The sequence below is a fragment of the Anaeromusa acidaminophila DSM 3853 genome (assembly GCF_000374545.1).
GTDB classification, from domain to species: Bacteria; Bacillota; Negativicutes; order Anaeromusales; family Anaeromusaceae; genus Anaeromusa; species Anaeromusa acidaminophila.
The window spans coordinates 131,296-147,029 of record NZ_KB894587.1; the positions used below are offsets into that span (position 1 = coordinate 131,296).

Sequence of the window (15,734 nt, forward strand, 5' to 3'; positions counted from 1 at the left end):
TTTTTATAAAAAGTTACCCATTTTCGACGAAAAAAAGGAAAACTTTAACAAGACGCTGAATTATAAAAAAGTTCGTTAAAATCAGACTTCACTTGCAGCAGTCAGCATACATGTTAGAACCTAAGGAGGAGTCCGTTTATGATGCAAAGCAATAGTACTTGCAAGCACGACAACTCTTGCTTCTTAAATAACATTGCCTACGAAGCGCTTCTTAATAAAATAAACGATATCGTTCTTCTCACCCGCCTGGACGGTTCCATCTATTATGCAAACCAAGCAGCCGCTGACGCTTATCAATATTCACCAGAGGAAATGCTAGAGCTGTCGTTGCAACAGCTTTGCGCATCAAACTCTGCTACCTATCTCCAGCATCATCTTGCCGAAGCGAAGGCTTCTGACAAAACGATCCATGTCACACATATACGCAGTGATCGTTCTTGTTTTCTTGCTGAAATTCAGACATCTTGTTTCCCGCTGTTGGAAAAACCCTATTACTTGCATATTGTTCAAGATCTTTCCCACGTTAAGGAACTTGATCAGTCCTTAACTTCCTTCACGATCGAAAATCAGGCCCTTCAGAATGACTTATCCGCCGCCTACGAAGAACTATTAGCTTCTGAGGAAGAATTACGTCAACAACTGGATGAGCTGCTCACACGCGACTATACCATCCAGCAGCAGCAATTTTTGCTGCAATCGCTGCAAAAAAGCATGTTCCAAGTACTGCACCATTTGCAGGAAGAAGACATTTTACAGTACATCCTGAAAGCGGCTGCCTCACTGGTGCAAACAAAGCATGGTTTTATACATAAAACAGATGCCGCAGCCCAAGTACATTTCCAGGCCCACGGCTTAGGCGTCCATGCTTGCTGTGTCGGTGTTTCATTTCCCTGGCAGGAAGGGTTAGCCGGGGAATTAATGCGCCAGAGATGCACCATTGTTGAAAATGACTATACCGCATATCAACTGCGTAATGAGCCGCCCACTGCACTGCGTGCGCGTTTCAATAAGCATCACCTCTCCTATCCTGACATGCATGCTGTGGTGCTAACCCCCTTATGGAACAAGGAAGAAATTATCGGGATCATCGGCCTAAGTCGCTACGAAAGCGAGGGGAGTTTCACGCCCGCCGAAGCGGAAGCGTTGGAACAATTTGCCAGCATGGCATCCCTGGCGCTAAATAATTCTAAACTAATTCACTCTTTAAAAAGAGAAAATTTAGTGCGCCGTCAAGCTGAACAACGCTTGCTGAAAAGCACCCATGAAAACCAAGCTCTTTTTGAAGCTATTCCAGACGCGATCTTCACCGTCGACAAAGACGGGCGGTTTTTACAATATAAAGCCAGCTCTATGGCTTTAGCTCTCCCCTCTGAAACATTTTTAGGAAAAACAGCCCATGAAATTCTCTCACCATCTTTGGCAAAAAAAGCAATGCGCTTTTTACAACAAGCTCTTGCCGTTAAGCGTCTCCAAACTTTTGATTTTGAATGGAATACACAGCATTATGAAGCTCGGCTTGTCCCCATGGAAGCAGATAAAGCGATCGCTATTGTCCGCAACATCACAGAACGCTACGAGTGGGAAAAAAAGCTTCGCCACCAAAGCTTACACGATAGTTTAACTGGGCTTTATAACCGTACTTCCTTTGAAGAAAAAATGCAGCAAATAAGTCAAATTCAGCAAACCGCCGGTTTGCTTGTCTGTGATGTAGACGGTCTAAAACTTTTAAACGATACCTTTGGCCACGCCACCGGCGATCAAGCCTTGCGCCAAGTAGCCGAACTATTGCAAGACGCCTTTCCTGCCGACTCCTTTCTCGCCCGCATTGGCGGCGATGAGTTTGCCGCCGTTTTCAACCAGCCTTCGCAAGATTTTTTCCCTACGGTTTGTACCAAAATCCGCAGCGCCTTAGAAAAACACAATCAGTCTCAGCACCGCTTTCCGGTCAGTCTTTCTTTGGGCTACGCCATCTCCTCCGAAAATCCCCCGGACATGTGCTCTCTCTTCAAGGAAGCGGATACCAATATGTACCGCGAAAAATTGCTCCAAAAGCAAAGCGCTAAAAACGCCATAGTCCAGACTCTGGAGCGCGCCTTAGAAGCAAGGGACTACTTAACTGAAGGCCATGGCAAACGTCTGCATGATTTGATGGAGCAGTTTATTGAGTTTCTAGGCTTGCCGGCTTCCCAACTAGCCGATTTGCGCCTGCTAGCCCATTTTCACGACATCGGCAAGGTAGGCATCCCCGATCATATTCTATTTAAACCCGGTCCTCTCACCGAAGAAGAATGGGCGATTATGAAGCAGCATACGGAAATAGGCTATCGCATGGCCAAGTCCATTCCCGATTTTGAACCGATCGCCGATTGGATCATCAGCCATCATGAGCGCTGGGACGGACACGGTTATCCGCAGGGACTCAAAAAGACAGCCATCCCGCTGCCTTGCCGCATTCTCGCGTTGGTTGACACCTATGACGCCATGACGCATGACCGACCTTATCGCAAGGCGGCTTCCGAGAAGGAAGCCGTGGAAGAACTGCTTCGCTGTTCCGGCAGCCAGTTCGATCCCGAACTGACCCTGCAATTTATTAAAATGCTTAAAAACGAGACGCCTTTTTAGTTCTATTCGCAACAAAAAATAAGGAATAGCAGTCATATAGTGGCTGCCATTCCTTATTTTTCATTTCTTGATGCGTTACGCTAGCCTTGCAATTTTTGCAACAGCCACGCCATATTTTCTCCCAGGTTAGTCATATTCGCTATGCCTTCTTGATCGTCCGCCACTTCCCCAGCCGCATTTCCATACCCCATATTCCAATAGGTCGAGCCCACTAAAAACATTTCCTTACTATGTAAAAAGTGATTCAACGTATCGAAAGCGCTTATAGCGCCACCGCGTCGCGCCGCCACAATGGCAGCGCCCGCTTTGTGCCGCAAAAGCCCCCGATTCGCGGCCAGCACGATACTGGCGCGGTCAATAAAGGCCTTCATTTGCGAGGTAACCCCTGCCGAATAAACTGGCGAGGCCAAAATCAATCCATCTGCCGCTATGATTTTCTCCAAACATGCATTAAATGCGTCATCCTCCATAATACACCGTTTGTTTTGACGCGCAATGCAAGCGCGACAAGCAATACAGCCTTTTACTGGATACTGCGCCAAAGAAATCGTTTCGGTTGCAATACCACGGCGGTTTAGTTCTTTATAGACCGTCTGCAAAAGCAGCTCCGTATTTCCTTGCAGCCGCGGACTGCCGTTTATGCCAATTACCTTCATCAAAGTACCTCCTCTTGCAAACTCATCGCTCTTTTATAGTTCATGAAAGGGTACATTCAGTAACGGATAGCTGCGCCACGATGCATAATCAAAATGCCACCATTCTTCCGGATATACCGTAAACCCTTCGCCTGCCATTAAGAGCCGCAAAAGTTCCCGACGTTCGCGCTGCACAGAGGTTCCTCCAGGATACCACGAATAAGCGCGCAGTGAAAACTCATCATAGCCGCTGCCCATAGCCACGCTCTGTCCGGTCTTTCTGGAATACAATCCAATATCGACAGCGCCGCCTCGATTATGCCTCGAGCCTTTTGCCGGATCCGCCACAAAGATTTTTTGCGCTTCCGGCGTTGCGTCCCAAAACATCTTCGTCACATACCACGGGCGATAGGCGTCATAAACAATCAGACCATAGCCGTATTTTTCAAGCGCCTGATTCACCCTTACCAACGCTTCTGCCGCCGGACGCTGCAGAAAGGCTCTTCCCTCTTCATATAAAGGCATCCCCATAAAATTATTGTCCGTAGCATAACGAATGTCTAATTGCAACGAAGCATCCAAATTTTTCAGTTCCACTAGATCAGGTTCTAAAAATACGCCCTCTTCTATAGGCATCTTCGCTTGCAACGCCTTCTGGCGCAGGCCTGCTAGCGGCAACTGAGGCTGAATCCGAAAGGTTTTTCCTTCGTCCTGCGCAAAACTCTGCTTAGCATATCGTTTCTCGCCTAGTATCACGCTCGCTACCCGCTGCTTATCATCATAAAGAAAGCTCACTTTTGTCTGCGTTTGTTGCTTGGGACTTATCATCAGCAATTCATAGCTTCCATCCGCTTCTTTCTTCAACGGATAGCTGCAATAGCTGGCAAATTCTTGGTCTTCTTGATTTTCCACCTTATACAACAGTTCCAATTCTCCACTCCGCTCGCGGATTAAAAGCTGATCCTTCTCTTGCCCGTAAACCCCTAGAAGATTTTCCTCCGCTGCTAAAGCACAGCTAGAGCCGACCAGCAAAAAAAGAAACAGGATGGCAGCGCAAGTCCGGTTAACAAATTTACTCATGCTGATCCTCCTTTCGTCTACATGATGGTCCGCCTTTATATCTCATTTTAGTTTTCATTCCTTCTTTCTTCGAAAAAACCTGCTTAACGTGCCCATCCTTCCTAATTTTCCAATAACAATTTTAGAAATAAACAATTGTAACTATTCTACAATAACAAGGACTTAGTTCTCTTCCTACAGAATATATAATAAAATTATATCCTCATTTCGGAAAACGGAAGGAGCTCTATCCTATGAAAAAAGCAAAAATCGCCGCCTTTGCTGCCATGCTCTGCTTAACGCTAGCTCTCCCACAGTTCGGCAGCGCCAGCCCGCAGACCGATTCCCCTGAAAAAACGCAACGCTTCGAGTTTTCCAATGCCCTCACAGGCATGGACTATATTCAGCAATATTTAAGCAGCTTCAAAAAACTGACAAAGCGAACTGTCGGTCAGCTTTCCGCGGAGGAGCAGCAGCAAATCGGTAATTTAGGCTGGGAAATGCAAAATCTCGGCTTCCGCAACTGGACCCAAACGGTAGAAGGCGCTTTGCGCAAACAAAATTATGAGATTCAACGATTAGAATATGAATTAGCTAAAGAACGCTTTCTGAATGAGAAAATAACGAAAAATGAGTTTTCCGCAAAAGAACGTCAATTCCTGCTCGCTCGTCAGGAATGGGATCAATTCATCAGCAATGCTCATATTGCCGACTAACCTAAAAAATGCCGTTCAGGAACGCTTCCTGAACGGCATTTTTGTATTTTATTACATAGACTCCGTACGCTTTATCGGCGCTGCTTCCGCCATAGGCACCACTCGCTTATGAATGCCAAAAGCGTAATAACATCCTGTCACTACTGCACAAAAGCCGGCGCCAACCATCAAGGACGCCTGCGTATCTTCATTAAACCACATACCTACCAATACAAGACAGAGAAAAACAATCATCACGTAATTGCTGACCGGGTACAAAGGAGACTTAAAGGGATGGCTCCCCATCTCTTTCTCCCAGCGCTTACGAAATTTAATCTGGCTAATCCCCAGTACAAACCAGGGTATCATTCCCGGCAAAATGCTAGCGCTGTAAATATATACAAACAATTTCGAGTTCGGATACAAGTAGTTAAGCAGCACGCCAAGCAGCAAGCAGGCAATTGTCACTTTAATGCTGTTGCTTGGCACGCCGCTAGCGGATACTTTGCCGAAATATTTAGGAGCTTGACCATTCTCCGCTAACGTATACAGCATGCGGCCAGCACTGTAAATACCGCTGTTGCAGCCGGACATAGCTGCAGTTAAGACAACAAAGTTGATAATGCCGGCAGCCGCCGCAATACCCACCTTAGCAAAGGTCATCACAAAAGGACTGCCAATGCTGCCGATTTGATTCCATGGATATACCGCAAGAATAACGAAAATAGCGCCAATATAGAAAATCAAGATACGCCAGATAATATTTTTCGTAGCTTTACGCAAGGTCTGCTGCGGATTTTCCGCTTCCCCCGCGGTAATGCCCACAAGTTCTACGCCTTGATATGCTGCCGTTACCAGGCAAAGAGCAAATAGAAATCCTTCTAAACCGCCCGTAAAGAAACCGCCATTGCTATATAGATTATCAATCCCAACCGGAATGCCATGATTACCAAAACCAAAGAAAATAATACCGACGCCGACTACCAGCATAGCTACAATGGTAGCTACTTTAATCAACGCAAACCAAAACTCAAATTCGCCATAATACTTAACCGCCGCCATATTAGCGGATGCCACCAACGCTACCCCCAGCAGCGCAGGCAGCCATTGCGGCAGATCTGGAAACCAATAATTCATATAAATACCGATCGCCGTTACCTCGGACATACCGACAGTCACCCATAAAAACCAATAGCACCAGGCCGTCAGATAGCCCGCCCAGGGGCTGATATACTTATGCGCATACGTCGCAAAAGAACCCGTCACCGGCTCTAAGTACAGCATTTCCCCCATGATGCGCATCACAAAAAACATAACGATCCCTGCTAACGCATATGCCAGCAAAACGGACGGTCCCGCCCACTTAATTGTGCTGGCCGAACCCATGAACAACCCTACGCCAATCGTCCCGCCCAACGCAATTAATTCAATATGCCGGGCTTTGAGACCACGAGTTAATTGTTTTTCTTCCATGGTTTGCCTCCCTTCTACTCTAGGAACCCGCTGATTCAACGAATATTAACGTGATATTGATGTTCTTCCATACGCTCCCGTATGTCTTGGATATGCTGATCATCCGCCGTCTCTAATTCCAGCTCCACCGTAACTGCGCCTAATTCGACATCCGGTGTTTCTCGTTTGTGCGTTACCGCCAATACATTAGCCCCAGTATCCGCCGTTAGCTGCAACAGCTTCCACAGCGAACCAGGACGATCCGGTATGACCGTATCAAAGACAACTTTTCTGCCCGATTTGGCCATGCCTTTGTTGATAATGCGCGACATCATATTCACGTCAATGTTGCCGCCGCTGACTACCGCTGCAATATTGCAATTCTTATATTCCGGCAGTCGATTCATCACAGCCGCCACGGCGGCGGCGCCAGCGCCTTCGGATACGGTTTTAATCCGCTCCAGCATCAACAAAATAGCATTGGCAATCTCTTCATCGTCCACTGTCACAATTTCATCCACATACTGACTTACCAAGCCAAAGGTCACATCTCCGGGGGTTTTCACCGCAATACCATCAGCAATCGTTGGGCGACCGGCGCAGGTGCATACACAGCGTTTCGCAACCGCTTCCGCCATAGATGGCATATTTTTCGTCTGTACGCCAATTACTTTCACATTGGGTTTCAGGCTTTTTACTGCTACGGCAATCCCCGCGATCAAACCACCTCCTCCAATTGGTACCACTATGGCATCCACTTCCGGCAGGTCTTCCAAAATTTCCAGCCCAATAGTTCCCTGCCCGGCAATGACCAAGGGATCATTAAAAGGATGCACAAATGTTAAGCCTTGTTCCTCCTGCAACCGTACCGCTTCCGCATAGGCTTCGTCATAAACGCTGCCATGAAGCACGACGGTAGCCCCGTAAGAGCGCGTTGCCTTCACTTTCGACAACGGCGCGTTTTTGGGCATCACAATGGTTGACGGCGCCTGATACAGCGTGGCTGCCAACGCCGTTCCCTGCGCATGATTTCCTGCGGAAGAAGCAATAATGCCTCGCTGACGTTCTTCATTCGACAAGTTTGCTACCTTGTTATAGGCTCCGCGAAGCTTGAAAGAACCGGTCCGCTGTTGGTTCTCCAGCTTCAGATACACTTTGTTTCCTGTAAGATCGCTCAAAGTATTAGTATAGGCCAGCTCGGTCCTACATACAACTCCCGTTAAAGTTTTCCTAGCGTGTTCTATATCTTCCAGAGAAAGACATTTCATGAAAATCTCCCCTTTTCTCAATTGTTGCTATTTTGAAACGCCACTAGCTCAATTTCCACCAAAGCGCCTTTAGGAAGCTCCGCCACCGCCACGCAAGAACGCGCCGGCAGATTCGTGTGAAAATAGCGTCCATACACTTCATTAACAGCTGCAAAATGTTCCATAGAAGTTAAAAATACGGTTGTTTTCACCACATCGTCAAAGCCCATATTCGCAGCCAACAGCACTTGCTTTAAATTTTCCAAAACTTGCGTGGCCTGCTCTTGAATCGAGCCGGAAACAAAATTCCCTGTTTTAGGATCTAATGGAATTTGCCCGGATGTAAATAGAAAACCCCCTGCTTTTTGGGCCTGCGAATAAGGCCCAATCGCTGCCGGCGCTTCTTTTGTTGCAATTACTTTGTTCATGATAATTCCTCCTCATTTCTCTATCATGCAAGCGAAACAAATTTACTCCCCCGCACCAAGCAGGTTCTGCTAAGCTTCGCAAACACTCTATGTTACATTTTTAGCGAAGGTCAATCATTTCTTGATCTTTTTAGTAAAATTATTATCACGATAATAATTTTTTACTAGTCAGTCTCAAAAAAGATTGCAACAACCTGAGCTGCTGCAATATACTTCTTCTACTTTGCTGATAAATACCGATAAATCGTACTTTCTGAAGTCTGCAACGCTGCCGCCACCTTAGAAATAGCGCCTTTTATCTTGAAAATTCCATTGGCGTTTAACTGTTGTACAATCGAAATTTTTTCTTCGCTGGACATTCTCTCCACCGGCAATTCGTACCCTGCTACAATTTTATCGATAGCCGCATCCACAACTTTTTCGACGGATGTGCTCAGCGATTCCACGACTTCTTCGCTTTCACACACCGGAACAACTGCTGCCGGAGCATGCGCCTGCAATACCTGCATTAACTGGTCTGTCAAATTCTTCATCATGGCCGTCTCCGGAGCATGCACTAAGTTGACGCACAGCATACCAATAAGTTCGCCTGCCATATCCTTAATAAAGAAAGTTGAAGAGCGAACTTTTTCGCCGCTGGCGGTACATCCTAAATAATTAATCACCGCACTGCGTTCGCGATATACTTTACGTTCCAAGAATTCCAGCCCCAAATCCGTTAAGGGACAGCCGATCTGCCGCCCGCTGATATAGCCATTACGAATGGCCACTACCGAATTTTCCACATCCTGTACATCATGTAAAATAACCTCACAATGAGGCCCCACAATATCCGCCATAAAATCCACTAACGGAATAAAAACCTTTAGTAATTGATTCTGCCCCATGAACGCCTCCAGAAAATTTTCTTTATTCCGTCTATATTATTCTTGCTCATTTGCTAATTTCCTTCTCATCGTGATAATTTTTTATTAAATTTGAAAAATTTTTATTATAGCTGCATGGGTGCCGCTGCCTAATACTCTCTCCCTCAAAGAAAGAGAACCCCCAGCGCCTGCACTGAAGGTTCTCTTTCCTAATCGCTCATTTCATCCAACTTAGTTAACAAGCTCACTTATAAATCGAATAAATAAAGTAAAATGCCCTTCGGAAACCATTTCCGAAGGGCATTTTACTTTATTTACCGCATATCCTTTACCTTACCATTACGGCCTCCGCCCTAATGGCAAATTCTTTTGACTGCCTATGCCTCAAAAAACTCAACAAATTGTACCGCCAATATGGGCTTCATCTTCTTTTGTCGTCACCGCCACTTCTACGATGCGCCGCAAACCCTTTGTCACGATTTCCAGAGACATGCTGGGCTGTCCTGGCAGTTTGGCCGCTTGCGCCGGCAAATAGGGAATGTGAATGAAACCGCCCCGGCGAATATTTCCTTCCTGCTGTAAATAATGCATTAAGCCGTAAAAAACATGATTGCACACAAAGGTCCCTGCTGTATTGGACACACTGGCGGGAATGCCGTCTTCTCGCAAAACAGCTACTATTTTCTTGATTGGCAAGGTAGACCAATACGCCGCCGGCCCGTCGGCAACAACCGCTTCATCTACCGCCTGGTTGCCGTCGTTGTCCGGAATTCGGAAGTCATCCACATTAATCGCTATGCGTTCCGGCGTAATATCCGTACGCCCTCCAGCCTGACCTACAGCAATCACAACATCTGGCTGCACTTCCCGGATCGCCTTCACAATCGCTTCGAGCGCTTTGACGCGCACCGTAGGTATCTCTCGCGTCACCACGTGCGCTTCGGCAATAACAACTCCGTCCAGCATTTTAACCGCTTCCAACGCTGGGTTGACCGTTTCACCGCCAAACGGATCAAAACCTGTTAACAAGATCTTCATCTGCTAATCCCCCCTATTTTTCTGCTTTCTTTAGCCGGCGCCACATACATAACCGCCGCCATGACAACCAGCGTCAATAAAATCCCTGTCGATTGCGCGTTCAAAATCCAAATTCCTTTACCAGCATTGCCGAATTGCAGCGCCACCGTAGAAACGATCCCAATGCCAGCCGATAAAAAAGCCGCCAGCGTACTGGGCCTCCTTGAAAACAGGCCAAACAACAAAGGCGCCGTCAGAGACACCGACATGAGCGAATAAAAAATAGACAAGGCTGAAATAACATTGGGCAGCAAAATTGCTAAGCCCACGCCTACCGTTCCCGCCGCCAGCGTAACCAAGCGACTGCGTCGCAACAGCTCCTCATCTGCGATGTCCGGATTAATAAATGTTTTATACAGATCTTTAGTAAAAGAAGACGTAATCATATACAGTACCGCATCTGCCGCGCTCACTTCCGCCGAAAAAATCGCCGCTAACGCCAAAGCGGAAGCCCAAAAAGGCATACATTCCTTCATCACAATAGGCAAAGCCAAGTCCCGTTCCACAAGGCCTGGCGCTACAACGGAAGCCGCCATGCCCAAAATGGCAGGAATCAGCGCAAAGCCTAACATCACCAGACCGCAAAATGCCGTACTTTTGCGAACTGTACTTTCATCTCTGGCTCCGTAAATTTTCCCAATCAGTCCTGGAGAAATGAAAAAAGACGGCGTCAACATCAGAAAAAAGCCCACAATCGTAGTTACCCCTGCGCCGTCTAAGTTAAAATACGCAGCAACCAAATCAGGGTCACCTAGTCTTTGCATCACTTGCGCTTCCAGACCGTTCCACCCGCCAATAAAGTTCATAACTAAAGGTACGGCAACAAAAAAGCCAACTAATTTTACCGTTGCTTCCAATGCATTAACATATGCCGCTGAAACCAAGCCCCCAGCGCCAAAATAAAGCACAACCACGGCGGCGCCAATCAAAATACCTGTCGTCTTGCTCACATCTGCGACAACCGATAAAATCCAGGCTATGCCCATCAGCTGCCCTGCAAAAATAGCAATGGTCCCCACCGCCATCAGCAACGAAATTAAGCCGCGAAAATTCCGATGATACCGAAACTCCAGATAATCCCCCAGTGTGTAAAATTGATGTTCTTTGGCCAGACGCCAAATAGCGGGTCCCACCCAAAAGGCTAAAATGAACGTCCCCAATGCCGAAGCCACAATCCACCACATAGCAGAAATCCCGAACTTGTAACCTAGTCCGGCGACGCCAACGGTAGAACCGGCGCCAATATTGGGCGCAATTAAGGTAATAAAAAGAAGCAGCGTCCCAAAATTGCGACCTCCAACAAAAAAATCGGCTGAACCTTTTACTCTTCTGGTCATAAAAAAACCAATAGCAATCAACAACAGTGAATATAGCGCAATAACCCAAACGTACCCATTCATGTGGCGCCTCCTTCAAGTATTTGCAAAAAAAGGATTTGCTGCGTCAGCAAATCCCCTTACTGAATTTCCTTTATTATAGCATTTGAAAGGCGAGGATTGAATAAATCCCCTGACAAAATGCGCTTCTGAACCCAAGACAACCTTCACCAATAATTCACTTGAGCAAAAGTTCGCTTGATCCCCCGCAAGTATTGCACCTGAGGATACCCAAAGATGACCATCAGTCCGTCCTTGCGATTAGGTAAAATGCCATATTTTTTCTGCAGCGCCGGTGCATGGCGCAGCATAGGAGCCACTGTGCCAATCATACAGGTTCCCAGACCTAAAGCTTCACCGGCCAACATAGCGTACGTTGCGGCAACGGAAGCATCCGCCGGATCGGAGTAGGCAGAGTTCTGAAACAACATCGCCAATGGCGCGCCATATAGAATAGCATCCTGCCCTTGCTCTTTGGCAGTTATTGCCTGCGCAAGGAGCGGCTGCATAAAATCCTCCATCATTTCCGCCGTCTCCTTGCTTATGAACGGACGCAGCAACCAGGAAATCGGCGGCGCAAACAGCCAACGGCGCTTTTCCATGAACTCAACAAAATCAAAAGCAAATTCCCTGACTTTTTCTCTGCCGCGCAGAATCAGCACACTCACATCCGAAGGAGGCAATCCCATAGGAGCGGCAGATGCCGCTGCCAAAATCTTTTCTACAGTCTCTTCGACTACCTCGCGCTCCAAAAACAACCGTGTACTACGCCGTCGCAAAAACAAAGATTGTAATTCTTCAAAACTACTCTGAGGAACCAGTTTGTCAAAAGAAATCCGGTCCTCTACTCGCAAAGTCCGCCCATACAAAGAAATGCAGTCTTGAGGACATACCGCCAAACACTGACCGCAGCCAATGCATCCAAAACCTTGATCAGGCTGTATTGCCACCTTGCCGTTTTCCATCCGCAAGGTCATACCGCAAACTTTGACACAGAGACCGCACGCAATACAGCATTGTTCAGCAATAGATACTGACGCTTCTTCCGAGGTCCGGCTAGTGCGAACGGCCATGCAGACACCTCCTTCATCGTTTTTGTTCTGCATTGATTTCTATTTTTTCATGATTTCGCCGTTTTTACAAAGTATCCTTCTAATTCCCTTCTTCACATCGGCTTAACTCGTCCCCGCCCTTGGCCCGCGAATAAAGGATTTTCTGCACCGCCCGCGAATTTCTATTTTCAAAGACGTAAAATAGGAGGCCTGCTATGGATCTGAAAATCATTGGCTCTTCTCCATCCTTACAGTACATGGAGCTGCTCAAAATATCCTGGAAATTACTGCGCGAGCATTTTTCCTCCATTACAATTCTTGCCGCTGTAGGCGCCCTACCGGGAATCTATCTTATCCAAACCATGCCGGAAACAGCTTTGGAAAGCCCTCCTTTCCTTCTCATTTTGGCAGGCGCCCTAATCAGCATGTTATCTTATATGAGTATTATTATTTTCATAGACGACGTCGTAGCTGATCGAGAGATTTCTTTGGCGCATATTTTCGAAAGAGCTTCCGCTCGCTTGCCCTTAGCCATCACCACCGGTCTTCTTTGTCTACTGCGCCTTTTCGGTTGGTTTTTACTGCTTTTCATCCCAGGGATCATCAAATCAGTACGCTATTCTTTCTCACTTCAAGCTGTCGTCTTGCGGGAGAAAGCGCATGGCGAAGCCATTGATTACAGTATTAACCTAGTCCGCGGTTACTGGTGGAGCGTCGTCATTGCCGGCATTTGCATTTCCTTGCCACAGTTTATTTTAAGTTTGCCTTTCGCCGCTTCACATCCAGCAAGCGGCTCTATAACATCACTTTTGCTAGGCATTATCCAAATCCTCACCACGGCTTTTTGGTACGTTGGAGAAACGGTTCTCTTTCTAGCCTTAGAGCAGTTAAAACAACCGTCGGCGACAATACCGGCAATGCCACCGCCTCCTCCTACTACAACCGTGGACTAACCACTTCCCTTTTACTTATATTTTTCAATATACCGAACAAAGCCTAAAAAACGGCAACCTTCGCTTGCAGTTTTTTAGGCTTTGTTTTTTTAACAATTTGTATGTTTTTCACCCGTAATATTACAACCATGTAATGTTTCCGTCACAATTCCGACACATTTTAGGAGTAAAATGAATTCATTGCATAAAGAATACAGCATTGGAAGGAAGTCTTAGCAAATGCAATATCAAATTACAGAAACCAATTCTCAAACAACAATTGATTTGTCCGGCAAGCTATATATTCAAGATATTGAACAGCTCCGTTGCGACCTTGTACAATATCTCGAAAAAGGCTCCAAATGGTTAACAGTCAACCTTGCAGAGGTTACCTATATAGATAGTTCAGGCTTAAGTCTTTTCGTGATGCTTCACAAATGCGTCGAGCAGCTCCATGGAGGACTAACTCTGCTTGGCGCTCACGGCATGGTCAAAGAGATTTTTACGCGCACCCGTTTAGACAAGTTGCTAAAAGTTAGCTAATCTCTTCAGGATATGAAAACTCGTTTTTCAAAGCTGGCGACTAATAGCCCGTGAGGAAAACTAGATATAAAGAGCTTCTGCCAACACTCTATTGCGTACATCCTCGTTAAAAGAAACTGCGAAAAACTTGTAACCAAGTTTTTCGCAGTTTCTTTTGCTTTCAACGTCCTTTTCGCAAAACCCGCCCAGGCAGCGCTTCTTCCTGCCAGTCCTTGCTTACAGCCAAAACACCGTTAACCAAAACATGATCTATCCCTTCTGGATATTGCGAAGGATTTACATAATCTCCTTTGTCCTTAATAGTAGCTGGATCAAAGACGACAATATCGGCATAATAGCCTTCGCATAAAAGGCCGCGCTGCTTTAATCCAAACACTTCCGCCGGTTTCGCAGTCATTTTGCGAATAGCCGCCTCTAACGAAAGCACGTTTTCTTCTCGCACGTACTTTCCCAACACCCGCGGAAACGCACCAAACACGCGAGGATGCGGTTTCCCGCTGAGCAATCCGTCTGTGCAAACATTCTGCTCTGGCCGATTTAAAAACGTCTTCACATGCTCTTCTGTACCATAAAAATCAACCATACCGACAGCGTTTTCCTCTTGCAACAGCAAGTCAAATACCGCCTCATAGGGATCTTTTCCGTGCATGCGACCGATTTCCACAAGATTTTTGCCAATCACGTTTTCATTCTTTTGGGTTTTTACACTGGTCACAAAAATCTGATCTAAACCGGCAAAATCAATAAAATTATCCCATCCCGGCAGCCCATGCTCCATATCGCGCACCATAATCTTGCGCAGCGCCGGCTCGGCCAAACGTTTCAGAAGTCTATCCGTCCCTCCGTCATGCGCCCAAGGCGGCAAAATCACCCCCAGCATCGTACTTCCCGCTACATAAGGATACTGGTCAAACGAAACGTGCAGCCCTTCTGCTTTCGCCTCATCCAAGAGAGCCAACACCGCTTCTATCGTACCCCAATTCTTTTTTCCACAGACCTTAAAGTGCGAAAAATGAATCCGAACTCCAGAAGCCCGCCCAATAGCAAGCACCTCTTGCATAGATTCCAAAATGGCATCGGCTTCGCTGCGTTGATGCACCACAAAAACACCGTCTTTTTTCGCCACCGTTCTACAAAGAGCAATAAGTTCTTCTGTTTGAGCGTAAGCGCAGGGAGTATAAATCAAGCCAGTGGACAACCCGTATGCGCCTGACTCCATTTCGCGGCTAACAATATCGCACATGCATTGCAGTTCCTGCGATGTCGGCGGCCGATTATCCAACCCCATGGCCTCCATACGAACATTGCCGTGCGGCACCAAATAGCATTCATTCAGCCCCACACCGCTGTTTTCCAATAACTGCAAATAACCTTCCGTTGTCTCATACTTCCAGTCAATCTCCTCGCTGTCCCCTTCTAAGCCAGCCAAATTTTTGCGCCATGAACTAATATTGCGCAGAGGCAACGGCGCCATGGAGATACCGTCCTGTCCCAGCACCTCCGTGGTAACGCCCTGCCGGACCTTAGGCGGCACATGCGGTTCTAAAAGGACTTGCAGGTCCGAATGACTATGCGTATCAATAAAGCCTGGCGCAACTACTCGGTTTTGCGCATTAATGCATTGATCATAGTTGCCTTCATAGCTTCCCCCGACGTGAATAATACGGTCCTGCTCCACCAGCACATCGCCAACAACTGCCGGAGCACCGGTTCCGTCCACAAGCAGACCGCCTTTGATAAGGATGCGCAT

The 15,734-nt window shown here is 46.8% G+C and carries 14 protein-coding genes; 4 read left to right on the top strand and 10 right to left on the bottom strand.

The window, feature by feature from the left end:
* Positions 1–138: 138 nt before the first annotated feature.
* The gene (locus C508_RS19380) at positions 139–2,622 is read left to right on the top strand and encodes an HD domain-containing phosphohydrolase (protein ID WP_018702639.1); all 2,484 of its coding nucleotides are present in this window, start codon (positions 139–141) and stop codon (positions 2,620–2,622) included.
* 80 nt (positions 2,623–2,702) lie between these two features.
* Here the strand turns inward: C508_RS19380 and C508_RS0105995 are convergent, their stop codons facing one another.
* Positions 2,703–3,278, bottom strand: coding sequence for a flavodoxin family protein (locus tag C508_RS0105995; protein ID WP_018702640.1), 576 nt, complete (start codon positions 3,276–3,278; stop codon positions 2,703–2,705).
* A gap of 33 nt (positions 3,279–3,311) precedes the next feature.
* Complete coding sequence (locus C508_RS0106000) at positions 3,312–4,337, bottom strand: M15 family metallopeptidase (RefSeq protein ID WP_018702641.1); 1,026 nt, start codon at positions 4,335–4,337, stop codon at positions 3,312–3,314.
* A 233-nt stretch (positions 4,338–4,570) separates the two neighbouring features.
* Between C508_RS0106000 and C508_RS19385 the strand changes: the two genes are divergently transcribed.
* Complete coding sequence (locus C508_RS19385) at positions 4,571–5,032, top strand: hypothetical protein (protein ID WP_018702642.1); 462 nt, start codon at positions 4,571–4,573, stop codon at positions 5,030–5,032.
* Positions 5,033–5,083: 51 nt separating this feature from the next.
* Here C508_RS19385 and C508_RS0106010 read toward each other — a convergent pair whose 3' ends face one another.
* The 7 genes from C508_RS0106010 to C508_RS0106040 all read right to left on the bottom strand — a co-directional run bounded on the left by C508_RS0106010 (position 5,084) and on the right by C508_RS0106040 (position 12,530).
* Complete coding sequence (locus tag C508_RS0106010; RefSeq protein ID WP_018702643.1) at positions 5,084–6,484, bottom strand: amino acid permease; 1,401 nt, start codon at positions 6,482–6,484, stop codon at positions 5,084–5,086.
* Positions 6,485–6,519: 35 nt separating this feature from the next.
* Entirely contained in the window at positions 6,520–7,731 is a 1,212-nt protein-coding gene (gene ilvA / locus C508_RS0106015; RefSeq protein WP_018702644.1) for a threonine ammonia-lyase, read from the bottom strand.
* A gap of 17 nt (positions 7,732–7,748) precedes the next feature.
* Complete coding sequence (locus tag C508_RS0106020; RefSeq protein ID WP_018702645.1) at positions 7,749–8,138, bottom strand: RidA family protein; 390 nt, start codon at positions 8,136–8,138, stop codon at positions 7,749–7,751.
* 218 nt (positions 8,139–8,356) lie between these two features.
* Positions 8,357–9,025, bottom strand: a complete 669-nt coding sequence (locus C508_RS0106025) for a helix-turn-helix transcriptional regulator (protein WP_018702646.1) — start codon at positions 9,023–9,025, stop codon at positions 8,357–8,359.
* 372 nt (positions 9,026–9,397) lie between these two features.
* Positions 9,398–10,042 carry a pyroglutamyl-peptidase I gene (pcp, locus tag C508_RS0106030; RefSeq protein WP_018702647.1) on the bottom strand — a complete coding sequence of 215 codons (645 nt, stop codon included), beginning with the start codon at positions 10,040–10,042 and terminating at the stop codon, positions 9,398–9,400.
* Positions 10,039–11,481, bottom strand: a complete 1,443-nt coding sequence (locus C508_RS0106035) for a sodium:solute symporter family protein (protein ID WP_018702648.1) — start codon at positions 11,479–11,481, stop codon at positions 10,039–10,041. Before C508_RS0106035 ends, pcp begins: the two co-directional genes overlap by 4 nt.
* A 143-nt stretch (positions 11,482–11,624) precedes the next feature.
* The gene (locus C508_RS0106040; protein WP_018702649.1) at positions 11,625–12,530 is read right to left on the bottom strand and encodes a nitroreductase family protein; all 906 of its coding nucleotides are present in this window, start codon (positions 12,528–12,530) and stop codon (positions 11,625–11,627) included.
* Between the two features lie 194 nt (positions 12,531–12,724).
* Here C508_RS0106040 and C508_RS0106045 point away from each other — a divergent pair, with 194 nt between their 5' ends.
* Together C508_RS0106045 and C508_RS0106050 are read left to right on the top strand one after the other, a co-directional pair.
* Positions 12,725–13,462 carry a DUF7847 domain-containing protein gene (locus tag C508_RS0106045; protein WP_018702650.1) on the top strand — a complete coding sequence of 246 codons (738 nt, stop codon included), beginning with the start codon at positions 12,725–12,727 and terminating at the stop codon, positions 13,460–13,462.
* 219 nt (positions 13,463–13,681) lie between these two features.
* A complete protein-coding gene (locus tag C508_RS0106050) occupies positions 13,682–13,984 on the top strand; it encodes an STAS domain-containing protein (protein ID WP_018702651.1) in 303 nt (100 codons plus the stop codon).
* Between the two features lie 160 nt (positions 13,985–14,144).
* Here C508_RS0106050 and C508_RS0106055 read toward each other — a convergent pair whose 3' ends face one another.
* Positions 14,145–15,734: an N-acyl-D-amino-acid deacylase family protein gene (locus C508_RS0106055; protein WP_018702652.1), complete on the bottom strand. Its 1,590-nt coding sequence runs from the start codon at positions 15,732–15,734 to the stop codon at positions 14,145–14,147.

Excerpts from the sequence above, each read along its gene's own strand:
- C508_RS0106050 (WP_018702651.1), top strand. The coding sequence starts at position 13,682 with ATGCAATATCAAATTACAGAAACCAATTCTCAAACAACAATTGATTTG.
- C508_RS0106010 (WP_018702643.1), bottom strand. The coding sequence starts at position 6,484 with ATGGAAGAAAAACAATTAACTCGTGGTCTCAAAGCCCGGCATATTGAA.
- pcp (WP_018702647.1), bottom strand. The coding sequence starts at position 10,042 with ATGAAGATCTTGTTAACAGGTTTTGATCCGTTTGGCGGTGAAACGGTC.
- C508_RS0105995 (WP_018702640.1), bottom strand. The coding sequence starts at position 3,278 with ATGAAGGTAATTGGCATAAACGGCAGTCCGCGGCTGCAAGGAAATACG.
- C508_RS19385 (WP_018702642.1), top strand. The coding sequence starts at position 4,571 with ATGAAAAAAGCAAAAATCGCCGCCTTTGCTGCCATGCTCTGCTTAACG.
- C508_RS0106035 (WP_018702648.1), bottom strand. The coding sequence starts at position 11,481 with ATGAATGGGTACGTTTGGGTTATTGCGCTATATTCACTGTTGTTGATT.
- C508_RS0106020 (WP_018702645.1), bottom strand. The coding sequence starts at position 8,138 with ATGAACAAAGTAATTGCAACAAAAGAAGCGCCGGCAGCGATTGGGCCT.
- C508_RS0106055 (WP_018702652.1), bottom strand. The coding sequence starts at position 15,734 with ATGCGCATCCTTATCAAAGGCGGTCTGCTTGTGGACGGAACCGGTGCT.
- C508_RS0106040 (WP_018702649.1), bottom strand. The coding sequence starts at position 12,530 with ATGGCCGTTCGCACTAGCCGGACCTCGGAAGAAGCGTCAGTATCTATT.
- C508_RS0106000 (WP_018702641.1), bottom strand. The coding sequence starts at position 4,337 with ATGAGTAAATTTGTTAACCGGACTTGCGCTGCCATCCTGTTTCTTTTT.
- C508_RS19380 (WP_018702639.1), top strand. The coding sequence starts at position 139 with ATGATGCAAAGCAATAGTACTTGCAAGCACGACAACTCTTGCTTCTTA.
- C508_RS0106025 (WP_018702646.1), bottom strand. The coding sequence starts at position 9,025 with ATGGGGCAGAATCAATTACTAAAGGTTTTTATTCCGTTAGTGGATTTT.
- C508_RS0106045 (WP_018702650.1), top strand. The coding sequence starts at position 12,725 with ATGGATCTGAAAATCATTGGCTCTTCTCCATCCTTACAGTACATGGAG.
- ilvA (WP_018702644.1), bottom strand. The coding sequence starts at position 7,731 with ATGAAATGTCTTTCTCTGGAAGATATAGAACACGCTAGGAAAACTTTA.